Origin of the sequence: Lysobacter sp. Hz25, assembly GCF_046097045.1 — a bacterium.
Taxonomy (GTDB): Bacteria; Pseudomonadota; Gammaproteobacteria; order Xanthomonadales; family Xanthomonadaceae; genus Lysobacter; species Lysobacter antibioticus_B.
In genome coordinates this window covers 4,493,022-4,512,673 of sequence record NZ_CP175666.1, presented here as the reverse complement: position 1 = coordinate 4,512,673, position 19,652 = coordinate 4,493,022, and the positions used below count along the sequence as shown (strand labels likewise).

The 19,652-nt window shown below is 64.7% G+C and carries 13 protein-coding genes; all 13 read left to right on the top strand.

The genetic code is table 11. From position 1 onward, the window contains the following. Nucleotides 1-2 precede the first annotated feature (2 nt). The 13 genes from rplA to rplC all read left to right on the top strand — a co-directional run bounded on the left by rplA (nt 3) and on the right by rplC (nt 19,650). Nucleotides 3-701 carry a 50S ribosomal protein L1 gene (gene rplA, locus ACKN61_RS18590; RefSeq protein WP_031373757.1) on the top strand — a complete coding sequence of 233 codons (699 nt, stop codon included), beginning with the start codon at nt 3-5 and terminating at the stop codon, nt 699-701. Nucleotides 702-1,268: 567 nt separating this feature from the next. After that, a complete protein-coding gene (rplJ, locus tag ACKN61_RS18585) occupies nt 1,269-1,802 on the top strand; it encodes a 50S ribosomal protein L10 (protein ID WP_031373758.1) in 534 nt (177 codons plus the stop codon). A gap of 71 nt (nt 1,803-1,873) precedes the next feature. Continuing rightward, nucleotides 1,874-2,245, top strand: coding sequence for a 50S ribosomal protein L7/L12 (gene rplL / locus ACKN61_RS18580; RefSeq protein WP_057918903.1), 372 nt, complete (start codon nt 1,874-1,876; stop codon nt 2,243-2,245). A 274-nt stretch (nt 2,246-2,519) separates the two neighbouring features. Beyond that, nucleotides 2,520-6,683 (top strand): DNA-directed RNA polymerase subunit beta, encoded by a 4,164-nt coding sequence (gene rpoB, locus ACKN61_RS18575; RefSeq protein WP_408950741.1) that lies wholly within the window; start codon nt 2,520-2,522, stop codon nt 6,681-6,683. Between the two features lie 111 nt (nt 6,684-6,794). Beyond that, nucleotides 6,795-11,036 carry a DNA-directed RNA polymerase subunit beta' gene (gene rpoC / locus ACKN61_RS18570; protein WP_408950740.1) on the top strand — a complete coding sequence of 1,414 codons (4,242 nt, stop codon included), beginning with the start codon at nt 6,795-6,797 and terminating at the stop codon, nt 11,034-11,036. 307 nt (nt 11,037-11,343) lie between these two features. Then, on the top strand, nt 11,344-11,718 hold the full coding sequence (gene rpsL / locus ACKN61_RS18565) for a 30S ribosomal protein S12 (protein WP_031373762.1): 375 nt from the start codon (nt 11,344-11,346) through the stop codon (nt 11,716-11,718). An 86-nt stretch (nt 11,719-11,804) separates the two neighbouring features. Next, entirely contained in the window at nt 11,805-12,272 is a 468-nt protein-coding gene (gene rpsG, locus ACKN61_RS18560; RefSeq protein WP_031373763.1) for a 30S ribosomal protein S7, read from the top strand. A 144-nt stretch (nt 12,273-12,416) separates the two neighbouring features. Next, the gene (gene fusA, locus ACKN61_RS18555; RefSeq protein WP_408950739.1) at nt 12,417-14,534 is read left to right on the top strand and encodes an elongation factor G; all 2,118 of its coding nucleotides are present in this window, start codon (nt 12,417-12,419) and stop codon (nt 14,532-14,534) included. A gap of 73 nt (nt 14,535-14,607) precedes the next feature. After that, entirely contained in the window at nt 14,608-15,798 is a 1,191-nt protein-coding gene (gene tuf, locus ACKN61_RS18550; RefSeq protein WP_031373753.1) for an elongation factor Tu, read from the top strand. 906 nt (nt 15,799-16,704) lie between these two features. After that, nucleotides 16,705-17,391, top strand: coding sequence for a hypothetical protein (locus ACKN61_RS18545; RefSeq protein ID WP_408950738.1), 687 nt, complete (start codon nt 16,705-16,707; stop codon nt 17,389-17,391). A gap of 20 nt (nt 17,392-17,411) precedes the next feature. Then, the gene (locus tag ACKN61_RS18540) at nt 17,412-18,002 is read left to right on the top strand and encodes a papain-like cysteine protease family protein (RefSeq protein ID WP_408950737.1); all 591 of its coding nucleotides are present in this window, start codon (nt 17,412-17,414) and stop codon (nt 18,000-18,002) included. A 669-nt stretch (nt 18,003-18,671) separates the two neighbouring features. Beyond that, nucleotides 18,672-18,983 (top strand): 30S ribosomal protein S10, encoded by a 312-nt coding sequence (rpsJ, locus tag ACKN61_RS18535; RefSeq protein ID WP_031373837.1) that lies wholly within the window; start codon nt 18,672-18,674, stop codon nt 18,981-18,983. A gap of 10 nt (nt 18,984-18,993) precedes the next feature. Then, nucleotides 18,994-19,650, top strand: coding sequence for a 50S ribosomal protein L3 (gene rplC, locus ACKN61_RS18530; protein WP_031373836.1), 657 nt, complete (start codon nt 18,994-18,996; stop codon nt 19,648-19,650). The last annotated feature ends 2 nt before the right edge of the window (nt 19,651-19,652 follow it).

The window sequence follows — 19,652 nt, the reverse complement described above, 5'->3', positions numbered from 1 at the left end:
TCATGGCAATCACGAAGCGCGAAAAAGCAATCAAGGCAGCCGTGGTCCCGGGCAAGGCCTACTCGTTCGAAGAAGCGGTCAAGATCGTCAAGACCGCGACCAAGGCCAAGTTCGTCGAGTCCGTCGACGTCGCCGTGCGCCTGGGCGTGGACGCGAAGAAGTCCGACCAGCAGGTCCGTGGCTCGACCGTGCTCCCGGCCGGCACCGGCAAGACCGTGCGCGTGGCGGTGTTCGCCCCGGCCGGCGCGAAGGCCGACGAGGCCCTGGCCGCAGGCGCCGAAGCCGTCGGTATGGACGACCTGGCCGAGAAGATGCAGGCCGGCGATCTGAACTACGACGTCGTCATCGCCACCCCGGACGCCATGCGCGTCGTCGGTAAGCTGGGCCAGGTGCTCGGCCCGCGCGGCCTGATGCCGAACCCGAAGGTCGGTACCGTCTCGCCGAACCCGGCCGAAGCGGTCAAGAACGCCAAGGGCGGCCAGGTGCGTTACCGCACCGACAAGGCCGGCATCATCCACTGCACCCTGGGCAAGGCTTCGTTCGAAGACGCCTCGCTGAAGGACAACCTGCAGGCGCTGCTGCTCGACCTGATCAAGGCCAAGCCGGCGACCGCCAAGGGTCAGTACCTGCAGAAGATCTCGATCAGCTCGACCATGGGTCCGGGCGTGACCGTCGATCTGACCTCGCTGTCGCTCAAGTAATGCAGTAACGCGCTCGCGCGCTTAGCGCGAGCGTCTTTGCCGATGCGTTATCCCCGCGAAGGCGGGGATCCAGAGCCGCCGAACTCTGGTTGCAGGCAACGAATCCGGGCTTCCGCCATGGCGGGAGTCCACCGAACAAAGGCGAACGGCAATCCAACGCCGTCAGCCGAAACTTTTGAGGGCTATCGCCCAGGGGCAACCCGAAGCGATCGCCGTCAAAGACCGCAGGCGCGGTCAGCGCATACCGACGACGGGCAGGGAAGCTCGACACGGCAAGGAGTCGCCGTCGGTACAGCGGGATCGCTTAATTCGGACTCTTCGGAGCCGGGCCGGCGTAGATGGTGCCGCCCCTGAAACTATTTTCAGGAAAGGCCACCACCCGGGATGCCTTCGGCGTCCCCGGCGCCAAGGACGGTCGCCGCCCAGGACCGCAAGCGGCAGGAGCCGTAAGCGGAGTTAATAGTGCCGGGATGGGTAGTACGGGATAGGGCATCGGTCCAAGCCAGGCGCAAGCCGCTTCGTCGATCCCCGCTCACGAATCCCGAATCCCGGCCTTGGAGGAGTGCAATGGCTCTTAATCTGTCTCAGAAGCAAGAAGTAGTCGCCGAACTGGCAGAAGTCGCCGCCAAGGCTCACTCCTTGATTGCTGCCGAGTACGCAGGCATCACGGTCGGTCAAATGACCGCGATGCGCAAGAAGGCTCGTGAAACCGGTGTGTACTTGCGTGTCGTCAAGAACACCCTGGCCTCGCGTGCCGTCGCCGGTACCGAATACGAGTGCGTCCAAGACAAGCTCGTCGGTCCGTTGCTGTATGCGTTCTCGACGGAAGAACCCGGCGCCGCCGGTCGTCTGATCAAGGAATTCGCCAAGGGCAACGACAAGCTGCAGGCCAAGGTCGTCGCGTTGGGAGGCCAGGTGTACCCGGCCAGCCACGTCGATGTGCTTGCCTCGCTGCCGACCCTCGACCAGGCCCTGGCCATGCTGGCCCGCGTCCTGTCCGAACCCGCCAGCATGTTCGCCCGCGCCGTCAAGGCCGTGGCCGACCAGCAGGGCGGTGGCGAAGTCGCTGTCGAAGCTCCGGCCGAAGCGGAACCGGCGTAATCGCCGCCCCGCATTCGCGACCGCTTCACTGAATCCGATTCGTAAGATCAATATTTCCTGAGGTTATTCAAATGTCCCTTTCCAACGAACAAATCGTCGAAGCCATCGCCGAAAAGAGCCTGATGGAAGTCATGGAACTCGTCCGCGCGATCGAAGAGAAGTTCGGCGTTTCCGCCGCCGCTCCGGTCGTCGCCGGCGTTGCCGCCGAAGCCGCTGCTCCGGTCGAAGAGCAGACCGAGTTCAACGTCATCCTGAAGGCTGCCGGCGAGAAGAAGGTCGAAGTCATTAAGGCCGTCCGCGCCATCACCGGCCTGGGCCTGAAGGAAGCGAAGGACCTGGTCGAAGGCGCTCCGCAGACCGTGAAGGAAGCCGTCTCGAAGGCCGACGCCGAGAAGTTCAAGAAGGACCTCGAAGCCGCTGGTGCAGCTGTCGAAGTCAAGTAAGTCGTACTTGCGTCGCCGAGTCATTTTGGCGACCACTGAAGGCTGGGGACGAAAGTCCCCGGCCTTTGGCCGTTCCACGGGAACCGATGTTCCCGGCGTCATCCGAGTTACCAGTCGGAAGTAGCGGGAGAAGGCGTGCTGGTGCCGGCAATACCAGCGACTTCCCACTGGCAATTTTCCCTTGTTCCCCCGGACCGCGGACGCGCGGTCTGCCCGGAAGGACGCCACGGCGGCTTTCCCGGCCCATTAAAGTTAATCGAGGCGGTAGCTCACCATGACCACAGCTTCCACGAACTATTCGTTCACCGAAAAGAAGCGCATCCGCAAGGACTTCGGCAAGCGCAAGTCCATCCTCGAAGTGCCGTTCCTGCTCGCGATCCAGGTCGATTCCTATCGCGAATTCCTGCAGGAACACACCGACCCGGCCAAGCGCGCCGATCGCGGCCTGCACGCCGCCCTGAAGTCGGTGTTCCCGATCTCCAGCTACAGCGGCAACGCTGCTCTCGAATACGTCGGCTACAAGCTCGGCGACCCGGTGTTCGATGAGCGCGAGTGCCGCAACCGCGGCCTGTCCTACGGCGCCCCGCTGCGCGTGACCGTGCGCCTGGTGATCTACGACCGCGAGTCGTCGACCAAGGCCATCAAGTACGTGAAGGAGCAGGAGGTCTACATGGGCGAAATCCCGCTCATGACCGACAACGGCACCTTCATCGTCAACGGCACCGAGCGCGTCATCGTCTCGCAGCTGCACCGTTCGCCCGGCGTGTTCTTCGACCACGACCGCGGCAAGACCCACAGCTCGGGCAAGCTGCTGTACAGCGCCCGCATCATTCCCTACCGCGGTTCCTGGCTCGACTTCGAGTTCGATCCGAAGGACGCGCTGTTCACCCGTATCGACCGTCGCCGCAAGCTGCCGGTCACCGTGCTGCTGCGCGCGCTCGGCTACAACAACGAAGAAATGCTCGCCGAGTTCTTCGAGATCAACACCTTCCACATCATGTCCGAGGGCGTGCAGTGGGAGCTGGTCTCCGAGCGCCTGCGCGGCGAAACCCTGGACTTCGATCTGGCCGACGGCGACAAGGTCATCGTCGAAGCCGGCAAGCGCATCACCGCGCGCCACGTCAAGCAGCTCGAGCAGTCCGGCATCGCCGCGCTGGCCGTGCCCGACAGCTACCTGGTCGGCCGCATCCTGTCGCACGACGTCGTCGACACCCGTTCCGGCGAACTGCTGGCCTCGGCCAACGACGAAATCAGCGACGACCAGCTCGCCGCGTTCCGCAAGGCCGGCATCGAGTCGGTCGGCACGATCTGGGTCAACGACCTCGACCGCGGTCCGTACATCTCCAACACCCTGCGCATCGATCCGTCGAAGACGCAGCTGGAAGCCCTGGTCGAAATCTACCGGATGATGCGTCCCGGCGAGCCGCCGACCAAGGACGCCGCGCAGAACCTGTTCCACAACCTGTTCTTCACCTTCGAGCGCTACGACCTGTCGGGCGTGGGCCGGATGAAGTTCAACCGCCGCATCGGCCGCAAGGAAACCCTCGGCGCCTCGGTGCTGTACGACGCCAAGTACTTCGCCGAGCGCAAGGACGACGAGTCCGTGCGCCTGCGCACCGAGCTGGGCAAGACCTCGGACATCCTCGACGTCATCCGCGTCCTGACCGAGATCCGCAACGGCCGCGGCGTGGTCGACGACATCGATCACCTGGGCAACCGTCGCGTGCGTTCGGTCGGCGAAATGGCCGAGAACACCTTCCGCGTCGGCCTGGTCCGCGTCGAGCGCGCGGTCAAGGAACGCCTGTCGATGGCCGAGTCCGAAGGTCTCACGCCGCAGGAACTGATCAACGCCAAGCCGGTGGCCGCCGCGATCAAGGAGTTCTTCGGCTCCTCGCAGCTGTCGCAGTTCATGGACCAGAACAACCCGCTGTCGGAAGTCACGCACAAGCGTCGCGTGTCGGCCCTCGGCCCGGGCGGTCTGACCCGCGAGCGCGCCGGCTTCGAAGTGCGCGACGTGCACCCGACCCATTACGGCCGCGTCTGCACCATCGAAACGCCTGAAGGCCCGAACATCGGCCTGATCAACTCGCTGGCCGTGTTCGCCCGCACCAACAAGTACGGCTTCCTCGAGACGCCGTACCGCAAGGTCGTGGACGGCAAGGTCACCGACGACGTCGAGTTCCTCTCGGCGATCGAAGAGAACGAGTACGTCATCGCCCAGGCCAATGCGCCGCAGGACGACAAGGGCATGATCAGCTCGCAGTTCGTCGCCTGCCGTTACCAGGGCGAAACCCTGCTCAAGCCGCCGTCCGAGATCCACTTCATGGACGTCTCGCCGATGCAGACCGTGTCGGTCGCGGCTGCGCTGGTTCCGTTCCTCGAGCACGACGACGCCAACCGCGCGTTGATGGGCGCGAACATGCAGCGCCAGGCCGTCCCGACCCTGAAGGCGCAGAAGCCGCTGGTCGGTACCGGCATCGAGCGCGCCGTGGCGCGCGACTCGGGCGTGACCGTGAATGCGCTGCGCGGCGGCACGATCGAGCAGATCGATGCGGCCCGCATCGTGGTCAAGGTCAACGAGTCGGAAATCTCCGGCGTCGCCGATGCCGGCGTCGACATCTACAACCTGATCAAGTACACGCGTTCGAACCAGAACACCTGTATCAACCAGAGCCCGCTGGTCAAGGTCGGCGACGTGATCGCCCGCGGCGACGTGCTGGCCGACGGCCCCTCGACCGACATCGGCGAGCTCGCGCTCGGCCAGAACATGCTGGTCGCGTTCATGCCGTGGAACGGCTACAACTTCGAAGACTCGATCCTGCTCTCCGAGCGCGTGGTCGAAGAGGATCGCTACACCACGATCCACATCGAAGAGCTGACCTGCGTCGCGCGCGACACCAAGCTGGGACCGGAGGAAATCTCCGCCGACATCCCGAACGTCTCCGAGCAGGCGTTGAACCGCCTCGACGAGTCGGGTGTGGTCTACATCGGCGCCGAAGTCCGCGCCGGCGACATCCTGGTCGGCAAGGTCACGCCGAAGGGCGAGAGCCAGCTGACCCCGGAAGAGAAGCTGCTGCGCGCGATCTTCGGCGAGAAGGCTTCGGACGTTAAGGACAGCTCGCTGCGCGTGCCCCCAGGCATGGACGGCACCGTCATCGACGTGCAGGTCTTCACCCGCGACGGCATCGAGAAGGACAAGCGCGCCCGCCAGATCGAAGAGTCGGAAATCCGTCGCGTCAAGAAGGACTTCGACGACCAGTTCCGCATCCTCGAAGCGGCGATCTACGACCGTCTGCGTTCGCAGCTGATCGGCAAGACCGCCAACGGCGGCGCCGGCCTGAAGAAGGGCGACACGGTCACCAGCCTGGTGCTCGACGGCCTGAAGAAGTCCGATTGGTTCACCCTGCGCATGAAGGACGAGGACGCGATCGAAGCGATCGAACGCGCCCAGAAGCAGATCGACGTCCACCAGAAGGAATTCGACCGCCGCTTCGCCGACAAGCGCGGCAAGATCACCCAGGGCGACGACCTCGCGCCGGGCGTGCTCAAGATGGTCAAGGTGTTCCTGGCGGTTAAGCGCCGCATCCAGCCGGGCGACAAGATGGCCGGCCGTCACGGCAACAAGGGTGTCGTGTCGACCATCGTGCCGGTCGAAGACATGCCGTACGCGGCCGACGGCCAGACCGTCGACATCGTGCTGAACCCGTTGGGCGTGCCGTCGCGTATGAACATCGGCCAGATCCTCGAAGTGCATCTGGGCTGGGCCGCCAAGGGCCTGGGCCAGAAGATCCAGCGCATGCTGGAAGCGCAGCAGAAGATCGCCGAACTGCGCAAGTTCCTCGACGACATCTACAACCACGACCAGAAGCTGCACGGTCAACGCGTCGATCTGAAGCAGTTCACCGACGAAGAGCTGCTGACCCTGGCGCACAACCTGGTCGACGGCGTGCCGATGGCGACGCCGGTGTTCGACGGCGCGGCCGAGTTCGAGATCAAGCGCATGCTCGAGCTGGCCGAGCTGCCGAGCAGCGGTCAGACGATCCTGCACGACGGCCGCACCGGCGAGGCATTCGAACGTCCGGTCACGATCGGCTACATGCACATGCTGAAGCTGAACCACCTCGTCGACGACAAGATGCACGCGCGTTCGACCGGTCCGTACTCGCTCGTCACCCAGCAGCCGCTGGGCGGCAAGGCGCAGTTTGGCGGCCAGCGTTTCGGCGAAATGGAAGTCTGGGCGCTGGAAGCCTACGGCGCGGCCTACACCCTGCAGGAAATGCTGACGGTGAAGTCCGACGACGTGCAGGGCCGCAACCAGATGTACAAGAACATCGTCGACGGCGAGTACGAGATGGTCGCCGGCATGCCGGAGTCCTTCAACGTGCTCGTGAAGGAAATCCGCTCGCTCGCGATCAACATGGAGCTGGAAGAGAACTGAGGACCGCCGGGGGTCGGGAATGCGGGAGGGAATCGCGAAAGCGTTCCGTCCCCGTCCCGAAGCCCGATCTGACGACTCCCAATTCTCGATTCCCGATTCCCGGAGAAACCCATGAAAGACTTGCTCAATCTCTTCAACCAGCAGCGTCCCGCGCTGGACTTCGACGCGATCAAGATCGCGCTGGCGTCGCCCGACCTGATCCGTTCGTGGTCGTTCGGCGAAGTGAAGAAGCCGGAAACCATCAACTACCGTACTTTCAAGCCCGAACGCGACGGCCTGTTCTGCGCCGCCATCTTCGGACCGATCAAGGACTACGAGTGCCTGTGCGGCAAGTACAAGCGCATGAAGCACCGCGGCGTGGTCTGCGAGAAGTGCGGCACCGAAGTGACCCTGGCCAAGGTGCGCCGCGAGCGCATGGGCCACATCGACCTGGCTTCGCCGGTCGCGCACATCTGGTTCCTGAAGTCGCTGCCCTCGCGCATCGGCCTGATGCTCGACATGACCCTGCGCGACATCGAGCGCATCCTGTACTTCGAAGCCTACGTCGTGACCGAGCCGGGCCTGACCCCGATGGAACGCGGCAACCTGCTGACCGAAGAGCAGTACCTGACCGCGCGTCAGGAGCACGGCGACGACTTCGAAGCCGCGATGGGCGCCGAGGCCGTGTACGACCTGCTGCGCACGATCGACCTGCAGGCCGAAATGCTGCAGCTGCGCGAGGAGATCGCCTCGACCAACAGCGAAACCAAGCTCAAGCGCCTCACCAAGCGCATCAAGCTGGTCGAAGCCTTCCTCGAGTCCGGCAACCGTCCGGAGTGGATGGTCATGACCGTGCTGCCGGTGCTGCCGCCGGACCTGCGTCCGCTGGTGCCGCTGGACGGCGGCCGCTTCGCGACCTCCGACCTGAACGATCTGTACCGCCGCGTCATCAACCGCAACAACCGCCTGCGCCGCCTGCTCGAACTCAATGCGCCCGACATCATCGTGCGTAACGAGAAGCGCATGCTGCAGGAGTCGGTCGACGCCCTGATGGACAACGGCCGTCGCGGCCGCGCCATCACCGGCACCAACAAGCGCCCGCTCAAGTCGCTCGCCGACATGATCAAGGGCAAGCAGGGCCGTTTCCGTCAGAACCTGCTCGGCAAGCGCGTCGACTACTCGGGCCGTTCGGTCATCGTGGTCGGCCCGACCCTGCGTCTGCACGAGTGCGGCCTGCCGAAGAAGATGGCGCTGGAGCTGTTCAAGCCCTTCATCTTCGCCAAGCTGCAGCGTCGCGGCCTGGCCACCACGATCAAGGCCGCCAAGAAGCTGGTCGAGCGTGAAGAGGCCGAGGTGTGGGACATCCTCGAAGAGGTGATCCGCGAGCATCCGGTGCTGTTGAACCGCGCTCCGACCCTGCACCGTCTCGGCATCCAGGCGTTCGAGCCGGTGTTGATCGAAGGCAAGGCGATCCAGTTGCACCCGCTGGTCTGCACCGCGTTCAACGCCGACTTCGACGGTGACCAGATGGCCGTCCACGTGCCGCTCTCGCTGGAAGCCCAGCTGGAAGCGCGCGCGTTGATGATGGCGTCCAACAACATCCTGTCGCCGGCCAACGGCGAGCCGATCATCGTGCCGTCGCAGGACGTCGTGCTCGGCCTGTACTACATGACCCGCGCGCTGGAGAACAAGGCGGGCGAGGGCATGGCGTTCGCCAACGTGGCCGAAGTCAAGCGCGCCTACGACAACCGCGTCGTGCAGATCCACGCCAAGGTCAAGGTCCGCATCAGCGAGATCGTGATCAACGAGGACGGCACCCGCGAGCCCAAGACCTCGATCGTCGACACCACCGTCGGCCGCGCCCTGCTGCGCGAGATCCTGCCGGACGGCCTGCCGTACGCGCTGGCCAACACCGAGCTGACCAAGAAGAACATCAGCCGCCTGATCAACTCGTGCTACCGCATGCTCGGCCTGAAGGACACGGTCGTGTTCGCCGACAAGCTGATGTACACCGGCTTCGCTTACGCGACCCGCGCCGGCGTTTCGATCGGCATCGACGACATGATCATCCCGGGCGAGAAGAAGGGCATCCTGGCCGAGGCCGAGACCGAAGTGCTGGAAATCCAGCAGCAGTACCAGTCCGGTCTGGTCACCGCCGGCGAGCGCTACAACAAGGTCGTCGACATCTGGTCGCGCACGAACGAGCGCGTGGCCAAGGCGATGATGGACGCGATCGGCACCGACACCGTGGAAAACGCCGAAGGCAAGCGCGTTCCGCAGAAGTCGATGAACTCGATCTACATCATGGCCGACTCCGGCGCCCGCGGTTCGCAGGCCCAGATCCGTCAGCTGGCCGGTATGCGCGGCCTGATGGCGCGTCCCGACGGCTCGATCATCGAGACGCCGATCACCGCGAACTTCCGCGAAGGCCTGAACGTTCTCCAGTACTTCATCTCGACCCACGGTGCCCGTAAGGGTCTGGCCGATACCGCGTTGAAGACGGCGAACTCGGGTTACCTGACCCGTCGTCTGGTCGACGTGGCGCAGGACGTGGTCATCACCGAAACCGATTGCGGCACGCTCGGCGGTCTGACCATGACCCCGATCGTCGAAGGCGGCGACGTGGTCGAACCGTTGCGCGACCGCGTGCTGGGCCGCGTCGTGGCCGAGGACGTGTTCCTGCCGGGCAACGACGAGGATCCGATCGTCACCCGCAACACCCTGCTCGACGAAGCCTGGGTGCAGAAGCTCGAGGACGCCAGCGTCCAGTCGATCAAGGTGCGTTCGACCATCACCTGCGAAAGCAGCTTCGGCGTGTGCGCGCACTGCTACGGTCGCGACCTGGGCCGCGGTCACCTGGTCAACCACGGCGAAGCGGTCGGCGTCGTCGCCGCTCAGTCGATCGGCGAACCCGGCACGCAGCTGACCATGCGTACGTTCCACATCGGTGGTGCGGCTTCGCGTGCCGCCGCCATCGACAACGTCACGGTCAAGACCACCGGTTCGATCAAGTTCAACAACCTCAAGCACGTCGCGCACGCCAACGGCCACCTGGTCGCGGTGTCGCGTTCGGGCGAACTGTCGGTCCTCGACCCGCACGGCCGCGAGCGCGAGCGCTACAAGCTGCCGTACGGCGCGACCGTCGCGGTCAAGGACGGCGCCGAGATCAAGGCCGGCCAGACCGTCGCCAACTGGGATCCGCATAACCACCCGATCGTCTCGGAAGTCGCCGGTTTCATCCGTTTCATCGACTTCGTCGACGGCGTGACCGTGATCGAGAAGACCGACGAACTGACCGGCCTGGCTTCGCGCGAGATCACCGATCCGAAGCGTCGCGGCTCGATGGGCAAGGACCTGCGCCCGATCGTGCGCATCGTCGACAAGAACGGCAAGGATCTGCAGATCCCGAACACCGACTTGCCGGCGCAGTACCTGCTGCCGCCGCGCTCGATCGTCAACCTGCAGGACGGTGCGCCGGTCGGCGTGGGCGACGTGGTCGCCAAGATCCCGCAGGAAGCCTCGAAGACCCGCGACATCACCGGTGGTCTGCCGCGCGTGGCCGACTTGTTCGAAGCGCGCAAGCCCAAGGACCCGGCGATCCTCGCCGAAGTCTCGGGTATCGTCAGCTTCGGCAAGGACACCAAGGGCAAGCAGCGCTTGATCATCAAGCAGGCCGACGGTGAAGAGCACGAAGAGCTGATCCCGAAGTACCGCCAGATCATCGTGTTCGAAGGCGAGCACGTGGAGAAGGGCGAGACCGTGGTGGACGGCGAGCCGAGCCCGCAGGACATCCTGCGTCTGCTGGGCGTCGAGCCGCTGGCCGTGTACCTGACCAAGGAAATCCAGGACGTCTACCGCCTGCAGGGCGTGAAGATCAACGACAAGCACATCGAGGTGATCGTTCGCCAGATGCTGCGCAAGGTCGAGATCACCGACCAGGGCGACAGCAAGTTCCTGCACGGCGAGCAGATCGAGCGTCAGCGCTTCGTCGAAGAGAACGCCCGCCTGCTGGCCCGCAACGAGATCCCGTCGAAGTACGACCCGGTCCTGCTCGGCATCACCAAGGCCTCGCTGGCGACCGAGTCGTTCATCTCGGCCGCCTCGTTCCAGGAGACCACCCGCGTGCTGACCGAGGCTGCCGTGCGCGGCACCCGCGACGGCCTGCGCGGTCTCAAGGAGAACGTGATCGTCGGTCGCCTGATTCCGGCCGGTACCGGCCTGGCGTACCACACCCAGCGCCGCAAGAACGCTTCGGGTCTGACCGACTCGGAAATGGAAGCCCTGTCGGGCCCGGTCTCGGCCCCGGCGGTCGAGGTTCCGGCCCCGGCGGCCCCGGTGGCCGAAGCGGCAGGCGAGGAGTCCAGCGCCTCCTGAGGCGCTGCGGCTCGTAATCGCACGGAAATACAGCTAAACTAGGTAATTCGGACGGCCTTCGGGCCGTCCCAGATCACGAAATGAGGCGCATGGAGCGCCTCGTGTTCGGCCCAGGGCAGGGCGGGATCAATCGGAGTTGGAATGGAATTGGCGCTATCTAGCGCCGATTTCGTTCGTCCGCGTCGCTCGCGTTGACGGCCACGTCAAACGCGAGCTATACTTTTTCGTCTCGGTGGGTCGGGTGTATTCGGCTTGCCGTTCGTTTCTCACGAAGCGGCCGCCCGGCCCCTCATCAATAGAGTTCTAGATGGCAACCATCAATCAGCTCGTCCGCAAGCCGCGGCAGGCGACCACCTACAAGAGCGCCTCGCCGGCGCTGGCGAATTGCCCGCAGCGTCGCGGCGTTTGCACCCGCGTTTACACCACGACCCCGAAGAAGCCGAACTCGGCTCTGCGCAAGGTCGCCAAGGTGCGCCTGACCAACGGCTACGAAATCATTTCGTACATCGGCGGCGAAGGCCACAACCTGCAGGAGCACTCGGTGGTCCTGATCCGCGGCGGTCGCGTCAAGGATCTGCCGGGCGTGCGCTACCACACCGTGCGCGGCTCGCTCGACGCCGCCGGTGTCGCCAAGCGTCGCCAGAGCCGTTCCAAGTACGGCGCCAAGCGTCCGAAGTCCTAAGCGCGTCGTTTCGTCGACTGGCGCTTCGCGTAAGCGCCGGGTCCCGGAAACACGTCTACCAAGAATCACGAGAATAGGTACGCACCATGTCGCGTAAAGGTTCCACCCCGCAGCGTTCGGTTCTGCCCGATCCCAAGCACGGCAGCGAGACGATCGCGCGCTTCATCAATATGGTCATGCAGAGCGGCAAGAAGTCCGTCGCCGAGAAGATCGTTTACGGCGCGATGGACGTCATCGGCGAAAAGAGCCCGAATGCTCTCGAGCTGGTCGAGAAGGCGTTGACCAACGTCTCTCCGTCGGTCGAAGTGAAGTCGCGTCGCGTCGGCGGCGCCACCTACCAGGTGCCGGTCGAAGTGCGTTCGTCGCGCCGCATGGCGCTGGCGATGCGTTGGCTGATCGAGTCGGCGCGCAAGCGCGGCGAGAGCAGCATGCCGCGCAAGCTCGCCGCCGAACTGCTCGACGCCTCGGAAAACCGCGGCGCTGCGATCAAGAAGCGCGAAGAGACCCACCGTATGGCGGAAGCGAACCGCGCGTTCGCGCACTACCGCTGGTGATCCGAGCGCCCTGGCAACAGGGCCTTCGCAACATCCGCATGAGATGTTGCCGCGGCGGCGTAAAGGCCGCCTAGCGAACCGGAGGCCGCCCACGAGGCGGCGTCCGGCCATTTGGAATTCGAAAACTTATTACGAGAGGGTCCCGTGGCTCGCACCACTCCCATCGAGCGTTACCGCAACTTCGGCATCATGGCGCACATCGACGCGGGTAAAACCACGACGTCCGAGCGCATCCTTTTCTACACCGGCGTCAGCCACAAGATCGGCGAAGTGCACGAAGGTGCCGCGACGATGGACTGGATGGAGCAGGAGCAGGAACGCGGCATCACCATCACGTCGGCAGCGACGACCGCGTTCTGGAAGGGCATGGACAAGTCCCTGCCCGAGCATCGTTTCAACATCATCGATACCCCCGGGCACGTCGACTTCACCATCGAAGTGGAGCGCTCGCTGCGCGTCCTCGACGGCGCGGTGTTCGTGCTGTGCGCGGTCGGCGGCGTGCAGCCGCAGTCCGAGACCGTGTGGCGCCAGGCCAACAAGTACTCCGTGCCGCGCATGGCCTTCGTCAACAAGATGGACCGTACCGGTGCCAACTTCGACAAGGTCGTCGAGCAGCTGAAGGCCCGTCTGGGCGCCTACGCGGTGCCGATGCAGGTGCCGATCGGCGCCGAAGAAGGCTTCGAGGGCGTGGTCGACCTGCTCAAGATGAAGGCCATCCATTGGGATGTCGCTTCGCAGGGCACCAAGTTCGAATACCGCGACGTGCCGGCCGATCTGCAGGCCACCGCCGAAGCGGCTCGCGCGTTCATGGTCGAAGCCGCGGCGGAAGCCTCGGAAGAGCTCATGGACAAGTACCTCAACGAGGGCGAGCTGACCGAAGAAGAGATCGTCGCCGGTCTGCGCGCGCGCACCCTGCGCGTCGAGATCGTGCCGGTGTTCTGCGGCTCGGCGTTCAAGAACAAGGGCGTGCAGGCCATGCTCGACGGCGTGATCAACCTGCTGCCGTCGCCGTCCGACCGCCCGCCGGTCGCCGGCATCGACGAGGACGAGAAGGAGGACACCCGCAAGGCGTCCGACACCGAACCGTTCTCGGCGCTGGCGTTCAAGATCATGACCGACCCGTTCGTGGGTTCGCTGACCTTCTTCCGCGTCTACTCGGGCGTGCTGAACTCGGGCGACCAGGTGTACAACCCGGTCAAGTCGAAGAAGGAACGCGTCGGCCGCATCCTGCAGATGCACGCCAACCAGCGCGACGAAATCAAGGAAGTCCGCGCCGGCGACATCGCCGCAGCGGTCGGCCTGAAGGACGTGACCACCGGCGACACGCTGTGCGCGCAGGATCACATCATCACCCTCGAGCGCATGATCTTCCCGGAGCCCGTCATCTCGATGGCGGTCGAACCGAAGACCAAGTCGGACCAGGAAAAGATGGGTATCGCCCTGGGCCGCCTGGCGCAGGAAGATCCTTCGTTCCGCGTGCGCACCGACGAAGAGTCGGGCCAGACCATCATCGCCGGCATGGGCGAGCTGCACCTGGACATCCTCGTCGACCGCATGAAGCGCGAGTTCAACGTCGAAGCCAACGTCGGCAAGCCGCAGGTCGCTTACCGCGAGACCATCCGCAAGTCGGACGTCAAGTCGGACTACAAGCACGCCAAGCAGTCCGGCGGTAAGGGTCAGTACGGTCACGTCGTGATCGAGCTGTCGCCCATGGACGAGAAGGACCGCGCGCATCCGGACGTCGAGAACGACTTCCTGTTCGTCAACGACATCACCGGCGGCGTGATTCCGAAGGAATTCATCCCGGCCGTCGAGAAGGGCCTGCGCGAGACCATCACCAGCGGTCCGCTGGCCGGCTTCCCGGTCGTCGGCGTCAAGGTCAAGCTCGTGTTCGGTTCGTACCACGACGTCGACTCGTCGGAAATGGCGTTCAAGCTCGCTTCGTCGATGGCGTTCAAGGAGGGTTTCCGCAAGGCGGATCCGGTCCTGCTGGAGCCGATGATGAAGGTCGAAGTCGTGACGCCGGAAGAGTACGTCGGCGACGTGATGGGCGACCTGAGCCGTCGTCGCGGCCTGTTGCAGGGCCAGGACGACACGCCGTCGGGCAAGACCATCAACGCGATGGTGCCGCTGGGCGAGATGTTCGGTTACGCGACCACCATCCGTTCGCTGACCCAGGGCCGCGCGACCTTCACGATGGAATTCGACCACTACGCCGAAGCGCCGAACAACATCGCCGACGCAGTGATCAAGAAGTCCTGATCGTAAGTGAGCCGGCCTGTCGGCCGGCTCACGTTCAAGCAATCAACAAGTAATTCCTTAAAGAGAGACAACCATGGCTAAGGGTAAATTCGAGCGCACCAAGCCGCACGTGAACGTCGGCACGATCGGCCACGTTGACCACGGCAAGACGACGCTGACGGCGGCGCTGACGAAGGTGGGCGCCGAGCGTTTCGGTGGCGAGTTCAAGGCATACGACGCGATCGACGCGGCGCCGGAAGAAAAGGCGCGCGGCATCACGATCTCGACGGCGCACGTGGAATACGAATCGGCGACGCGTCACTACGCGCACGTCGATTGCCCGGGCCACGCCGACTACGTGAAGAACATGATCACGGGCGCCGCGCAGATGGACGGCGCGATTCTGGTGTGCTCGGCCGCTGACGGCCCGATGCCGCAGACCCGCGAACACATCCTGCTGTCGCGCCAGGTCGGCGTGCCGTACATCGTCGTGTTCCTGAACAAGGCCGACATGGTGGACGACGCCGAGCTGCTCGAGCTGGTCGAGATGGAAGTGCGCGAGCTGCTGAGCAAGTACGAGTTCCCGGGCGACGACACCCCGATCATCCACGGCTCGGCCCGTCTGGCGCTGGAAGGCGATCAGAGCGAAATCGGCGTGCCGTCGATCCTGCGTCTGGTCGAGGCGCTGGACAGCTTCATCCCGCAGCCGGAGCGCGATGTCGACAAGCCGTTCCTGATGCCGGTGGAAGACGTGTTCTCGATCTCGGGCCGCGGCACCGTGGTGACCGGCCGTATCGAGCGCGGCATCGTGAAGGTCGGTGACGAAATCGAAATCGTCGGTATCCGTCCGACCCAGAAGACGACGGTCACGGGCGTGGAAATGTTCCGCAAGCTGCTCGACCAGGGTCAGGCGGGCGACAACGCCGGTCTGCTGCTGCGCGGCACCAAGCGCGACGACGTCGAGCGCGGCCAGGTGCTGTGCAAGCCGGGTTCGATCAAGCCGCACACCGACTTCGAAGCCGAAGTCTATGTGCTGTCGAAGGACGAAGGCGGCCGTCACACCCCGTTCTTCAAGGGCTACCGTCCGCAGTTCTACTTCCGCACCACCGACATCACCGGCGCTTGCGAGCTGCCGGAGGGCGTCGAGATGGTGATGCCGGGCGACAACGTGAAGATGGTCGTCACGCTGATCAACCCGGTGGCGATGGACGAAGGCCTGCGCTTCGCGATCCGCGAAGGCGGCCGTACCGTCGGCGCCGGCGTCGTGGCCAAGATCATCAAGTAATTGCACCATCGCGGCGGTCGCAAGGCCGCCGCAACGCACCGGTTCCCGGCGCGTCGTAACAACCGATACTGGCGGCCTTTCGAGGCCGCCAGTTTTCGTTTGGGGCGAGGCGATCAAAGGGGGGGGCGCACAATCCGCTCTGCAGCGGCGATACACGGGGTTGTCCGTGGCTTCGCGCGGCGCCCGCCGGCCCGCGATGGGCGGATAGGTACCTGAAGACGGGGGCTGCGCACTCATGCAGCGCTCCGCAACGCGATCCGGGGTTTCGCACCGACGCAGTCGCGACGACCGGCGTTCTTTCCGATTCGAAATCCGCCTTGGCCGACCCGCGAATAGGGTCCTGCGCCTGCGGCACAGTTCCACGTCGTTTATGGCCGGCGTTGCCGGTCATTGCCCGCGCCAGATGCGCGCCCGCCGCGACTCGGTCGCGAGATCTTTACCCCACTAATTCCGATGCCAGGCGTAATAAGTCCTGCGGCGCGGCCACTTGTGGCGGCCCGGTCGTGTCTCGTGCGTGCAGGCATTATTCGCCGCCGACAGGTCCCGGGATCGACGGCGCAGCGGAGCAGTCGCGCTATTTCGATGAAAGGGGAAAAATTATCCGGGGTGCGGCGATTCTGGCTCGATGCGAGCGATATAAGTGTCTCGAAGTGCCTGTTTTATAGGGGTTTTCACTGAATGTGATTCGATTATCACTCAATTGAAACTGTAGTGCGCGGCAGCAAAGCATATTTAGCCAGGGTGCGGTGCGTCACGCAGTTATTGGGAGTTTCATCGATTAAATAATGTTAATCGCAGGTGTCGCCCGCATTCATTTGTTTTTCGCTTGACCGCGGGTGCGGAGAAACTCAATTTCGACATGGGGCGCGGCCGCGCACTTTCCCCAATAATCGAAAGGAGTTTTTCATGAAGTATGTAAATCTCGGTTGTGCGCTCGTTTTGGGCTTGGCGCTGCACGCGCCATCGCCCGCGCAGGCACAGCCATCGAGCGCATCGCTGTCCGCGCCGGCGCTGGCGGATGCGCAAGCTCGGCGCCTGATCCAGGACTGGCTCGCCACCCAGTCGGTCTCGGCCGGGCAGGCCGCAGGTCTGGTCAAGGTGCTTAGTCTGGATGGCGAAGGCTCGCTGCGCTCTTTGCGGGTCGGGCGCGCCGTTCCGGTCGCGTTCGTCGACCCTGCGCTGCTGCTGGCGGGCAGCGACATTGCCCAGGCCACCCGTGGCGCGCCCACCTTGCGCTACGTGCTGTGGGACGGGCAGACCCCGGTCGGCCTGGCCACGTTGGATCCGGATGCGCGCGGCCGCTATCAAGTGGTCGGTGTCGGCGCCTCGGGTTTGGCCAACGAGATCGAAGCCGTTGCCTTGCAGCGGCGCGGGCAGGGCAGTCTGCGCCTGGTGCGCAGCCGCCAGGGCGTGGCCGACTTCCTGGAGATGAGTGACGGTAGCCAGGTCCCGCGCTACGTCCCGCTGGCCGCGGCCCGCGCCAACCTGGCGCTGGACGCGGCGGAAACCGCCGCTACTGCGCAGGGGCTGAGCGCGGCCCAGGCCACCCCCGCCTTGCGTGCCGCCGTGGCCGCAGCCGTCAAGCGCCCCTGAGCCCACTGGAGCATTCCATCATGTCCAATCGCACACGCATCCGCTCCGTCGTCGCGCCCCTGGCGCTGGCCCTGGCCGCGCTGGTTCCGGTCCAGGCGGGTTACCTGGTGAACTGGTCGACGCAGCAACAGCAACACAGCAACTGGTGCTGGGCGGCGACGGCCAGCAGCATCCTCGGTTATTACGGAGCCGGCGCCAGCCAGTGCGCCACGGTCAACTACGACTTCCGGATCAATTACGCCTGCCAGAGCCAGCCGTTCGACTGGAACAACAGCGCCAACCGGGCCAACTACCTGTACGGCGACGCTTATGACGGTGTCGACCATATCCTTTGGTACTGGGGGGTTTCGACCGTCAGCTATAACCGCTCCCTGAGCTATTCCGAGGTCGCCACCCAGATCGACACTCGCGGGCCGTTGGCCGTGCGCTGGGGTTGGGACGGCGGCGGCGGTCACATCCTGGCCATCTACGGTTACCAGACCTCCGGCGGGGTGGGTTACGTGACCATGGCCGATCCCTGGCCGGGCGAAGGTAACTCGTGGGCGACTCACAGCTGGGCAACCAAGGGCGGCGGCCACACCTGGACCCATTCGCTTAATACCTACCGCTGAGGCAGGCCGGCGGGCGCCCCGCGGAGCGGGGTGCTCGTTCGGCAGCGGTTGCGAGCGGCCTCGTCGCCTGCGGCTGGCGTCGCGATTACAATGCGGGGCCGTCTTCGTCATGGCTCAGTCCGCCGGCCGGGTGCCGCTTCCAGCCGCCATGGCGGGTTCCCGGTCCTTGCCCGTGGCAGGGGATGGGGGCGGTCGCCGCATCGGCTCGGGGATAGAGGGGGGAGGGGGCATCGGCCTCGCCGGCCCGGAACCCCGGCGCGAAGATCCTCGCGCCAGTGCCCGGAGGCCCCGGCTTGGGGGCTCGAAATCCATGGTTGCGCCTGCCGCAGGAGTGCGTGTAGAATGCGCGACCACCGTGCAACCCTTGTTCACGCCAGGGCGGCACGACCAGCGAAATGAGGTGCAGGACGCGCCTCGTATTCGCCAGACAAGGACATGTCGCACGGCTGCGCTCCGTACGTTCCGGGCCCTCGGGCTTCCAAGGAACAGTAAACGGGGCCTTTCGTGCGTTCCATTCCTTTCTGGGCGGGCCGGGCAACCGGCCTGCCTTAGTTTTTACCAGGCAAGGAGGCTCCGGGACGTGGGTGTAGTCCTGGAGTGTTTGCGTTTTCGTGGGGCTCGGCACACCCAGAGGCCGGCCCGTCGCTCTTTTAACCAAGGAATTCCGTCATGGCGGACCAAAAGATCCGGATTCGGCTGAAGGCGTACGATCATCGTCTGATCGACCGCTCGGCCAGCGAGATCGTCGAGACAGCTAAGCGGACCGGCGCGCAAGTGCGCGGCCCGATCCCGCTGCCGACCAAGATCGAGCGCTACACCATCCTGGTGTCCCCGCACGTCGATAAAGACGCGCGTGACCAGTATGAAACCCGCACGCACAAGCGCGTGCTCGACATCATCGACCCGAACGACAAGACCGTAGACGCGCTGATGAAGCTCGAGCTGGCGGCTGGCGTCGATGTGCAGATCAAGCTGACCTGAGGCCACCACCATGACCGCGAAGAAATATTCGTTGGGCATCGTCGGTCGCAAGGCCGGCATGAGCCGCTTCTTCACTGAAGACGGCAAGTCGGTTCCGGTGACCCTGATCGAGGCGACCCCGAACCGTATTACCCAGATCAAGACCACGGACACCGACGGCTACAGCGCCGTGCAGGTCACCGTCGGCGTGCGCCGCGCTGCGCTCGTCAACAAGCCCGAAGCCGGACACCTCGCCAAGGCGAAGGTCGAAGCCGGTCGCGGCTTGTGGGAGCTGCGCGTGGAAGACGACAAGATCGGCGCGTTCGAAGTCGGCGGCGAAATCAAGGCCGACATCTTCGAAGTGGGCCAGATCGTCGACGTCCAGGGCATCACCAAGGGCAAGGGCTTCCAGGGCACGATCAAGCGCTGGAACTTCAGCATGGGCGACGCGACGCACGGTAACTCGTTGTCGCACCGTTCGCCGGGTTCGATCGGCCAGCGCCAGACGCCGGGCCGCGTTTTCCCGGGTAAGAAGATGTCCGGTCACATGGGCGCCGTCCAGCAGAGCACGCAGGGCCTGGAAGTGGTCAAGGTCGACGCCGAGCGCGGCCTGATCGCGATCAAGGGCGCCGTGCCGGGCGCTCCGGGCGGCGACGTGATCGTCCGTCCGTCGAGCAAGGGAGTATGACG

Bases quoted from the DNA above. Each gene is read 5' to 3' on its own strand.
- rplA (WP_031373757.1), top strand. From the start codon at position 3: ATGGCAATCACGAAGCGCGAAAAAGCAATCAAGGCAGCCGTGGTCCCG.
- rplJ (WP_031373758.1), top strand. From the start codon at position 1,269: ATGGCTCTTAATCTGTCTCAGAAGCAAGAAGTAGTCGCCGAACTGGCA.
- rplL (WP_057918903.1), top strand. From the start codon at position 1,874: ATGTCCCTTTCCAACGAACAAATCGTCGAAGCCATCGCCGAAAAGAGC.
- rpoB (WP_408950741.1), top strand. From the start codon at position 2,520: ATGACCACAGCTTCCACGAACTATTCGTTCACCGAAAAGAAGCGCATC.
- rpoC (WP_408950740.1), top strand. From the start codon at position 6,795: ATGAAAGACTTGCTCAATCTCTTCAACCAGCAGCGTCCCGCGCTGGAC.
- rpsL (WP_031373762.1), top strand. From the start codon at position 11,344: ATGGCAACCATCAATCAGCTCGTCCGCAAGCCGCGGCAGGCGACCACC.
- rpsG (WP_031373763.1), top strand. From the start codon at position 11,805: ATGTCGCGTAAAGGTTCCACCCCGCAGCGTTCGGTTCTGCCCGATCCC.
- tuf (WP_031373753.1), top strand. From the start codon at position 14,608: ATGGCTAAGGGTAAATTCGAGCGCACCAAGCCGCACGTGAACGTCGGC.
- ACKN61_RS18545 (WP_408950738.1), top strand. From the start codon at position 16,705: ATGAAGTATGTAAATCTCGGTTGTGCGCTCGTTTTGGGCTTGGCGCTG.
- ACKN61_RS18540 (WP_408950737.1), top strand. From the start codon at position 17,412: ATGTCCAATCGCACACGCATCCGCTCCGTCGTCGCGCCCCTGGCGCTG.
- rpsJ (WP_031373837.1), top strand. From the start codon at position 18,672: ATGGCGGACCAAAAGATCCGGATTCGGCTGAAGGCGTACGATCATCGT.
- rplC (WP_031373836.1), top strand. From the start codon at position 18,994: ATGACCGCGAAGAAATATTCGTTGGGCATCGTCGGTCGCAAGGCCGGC.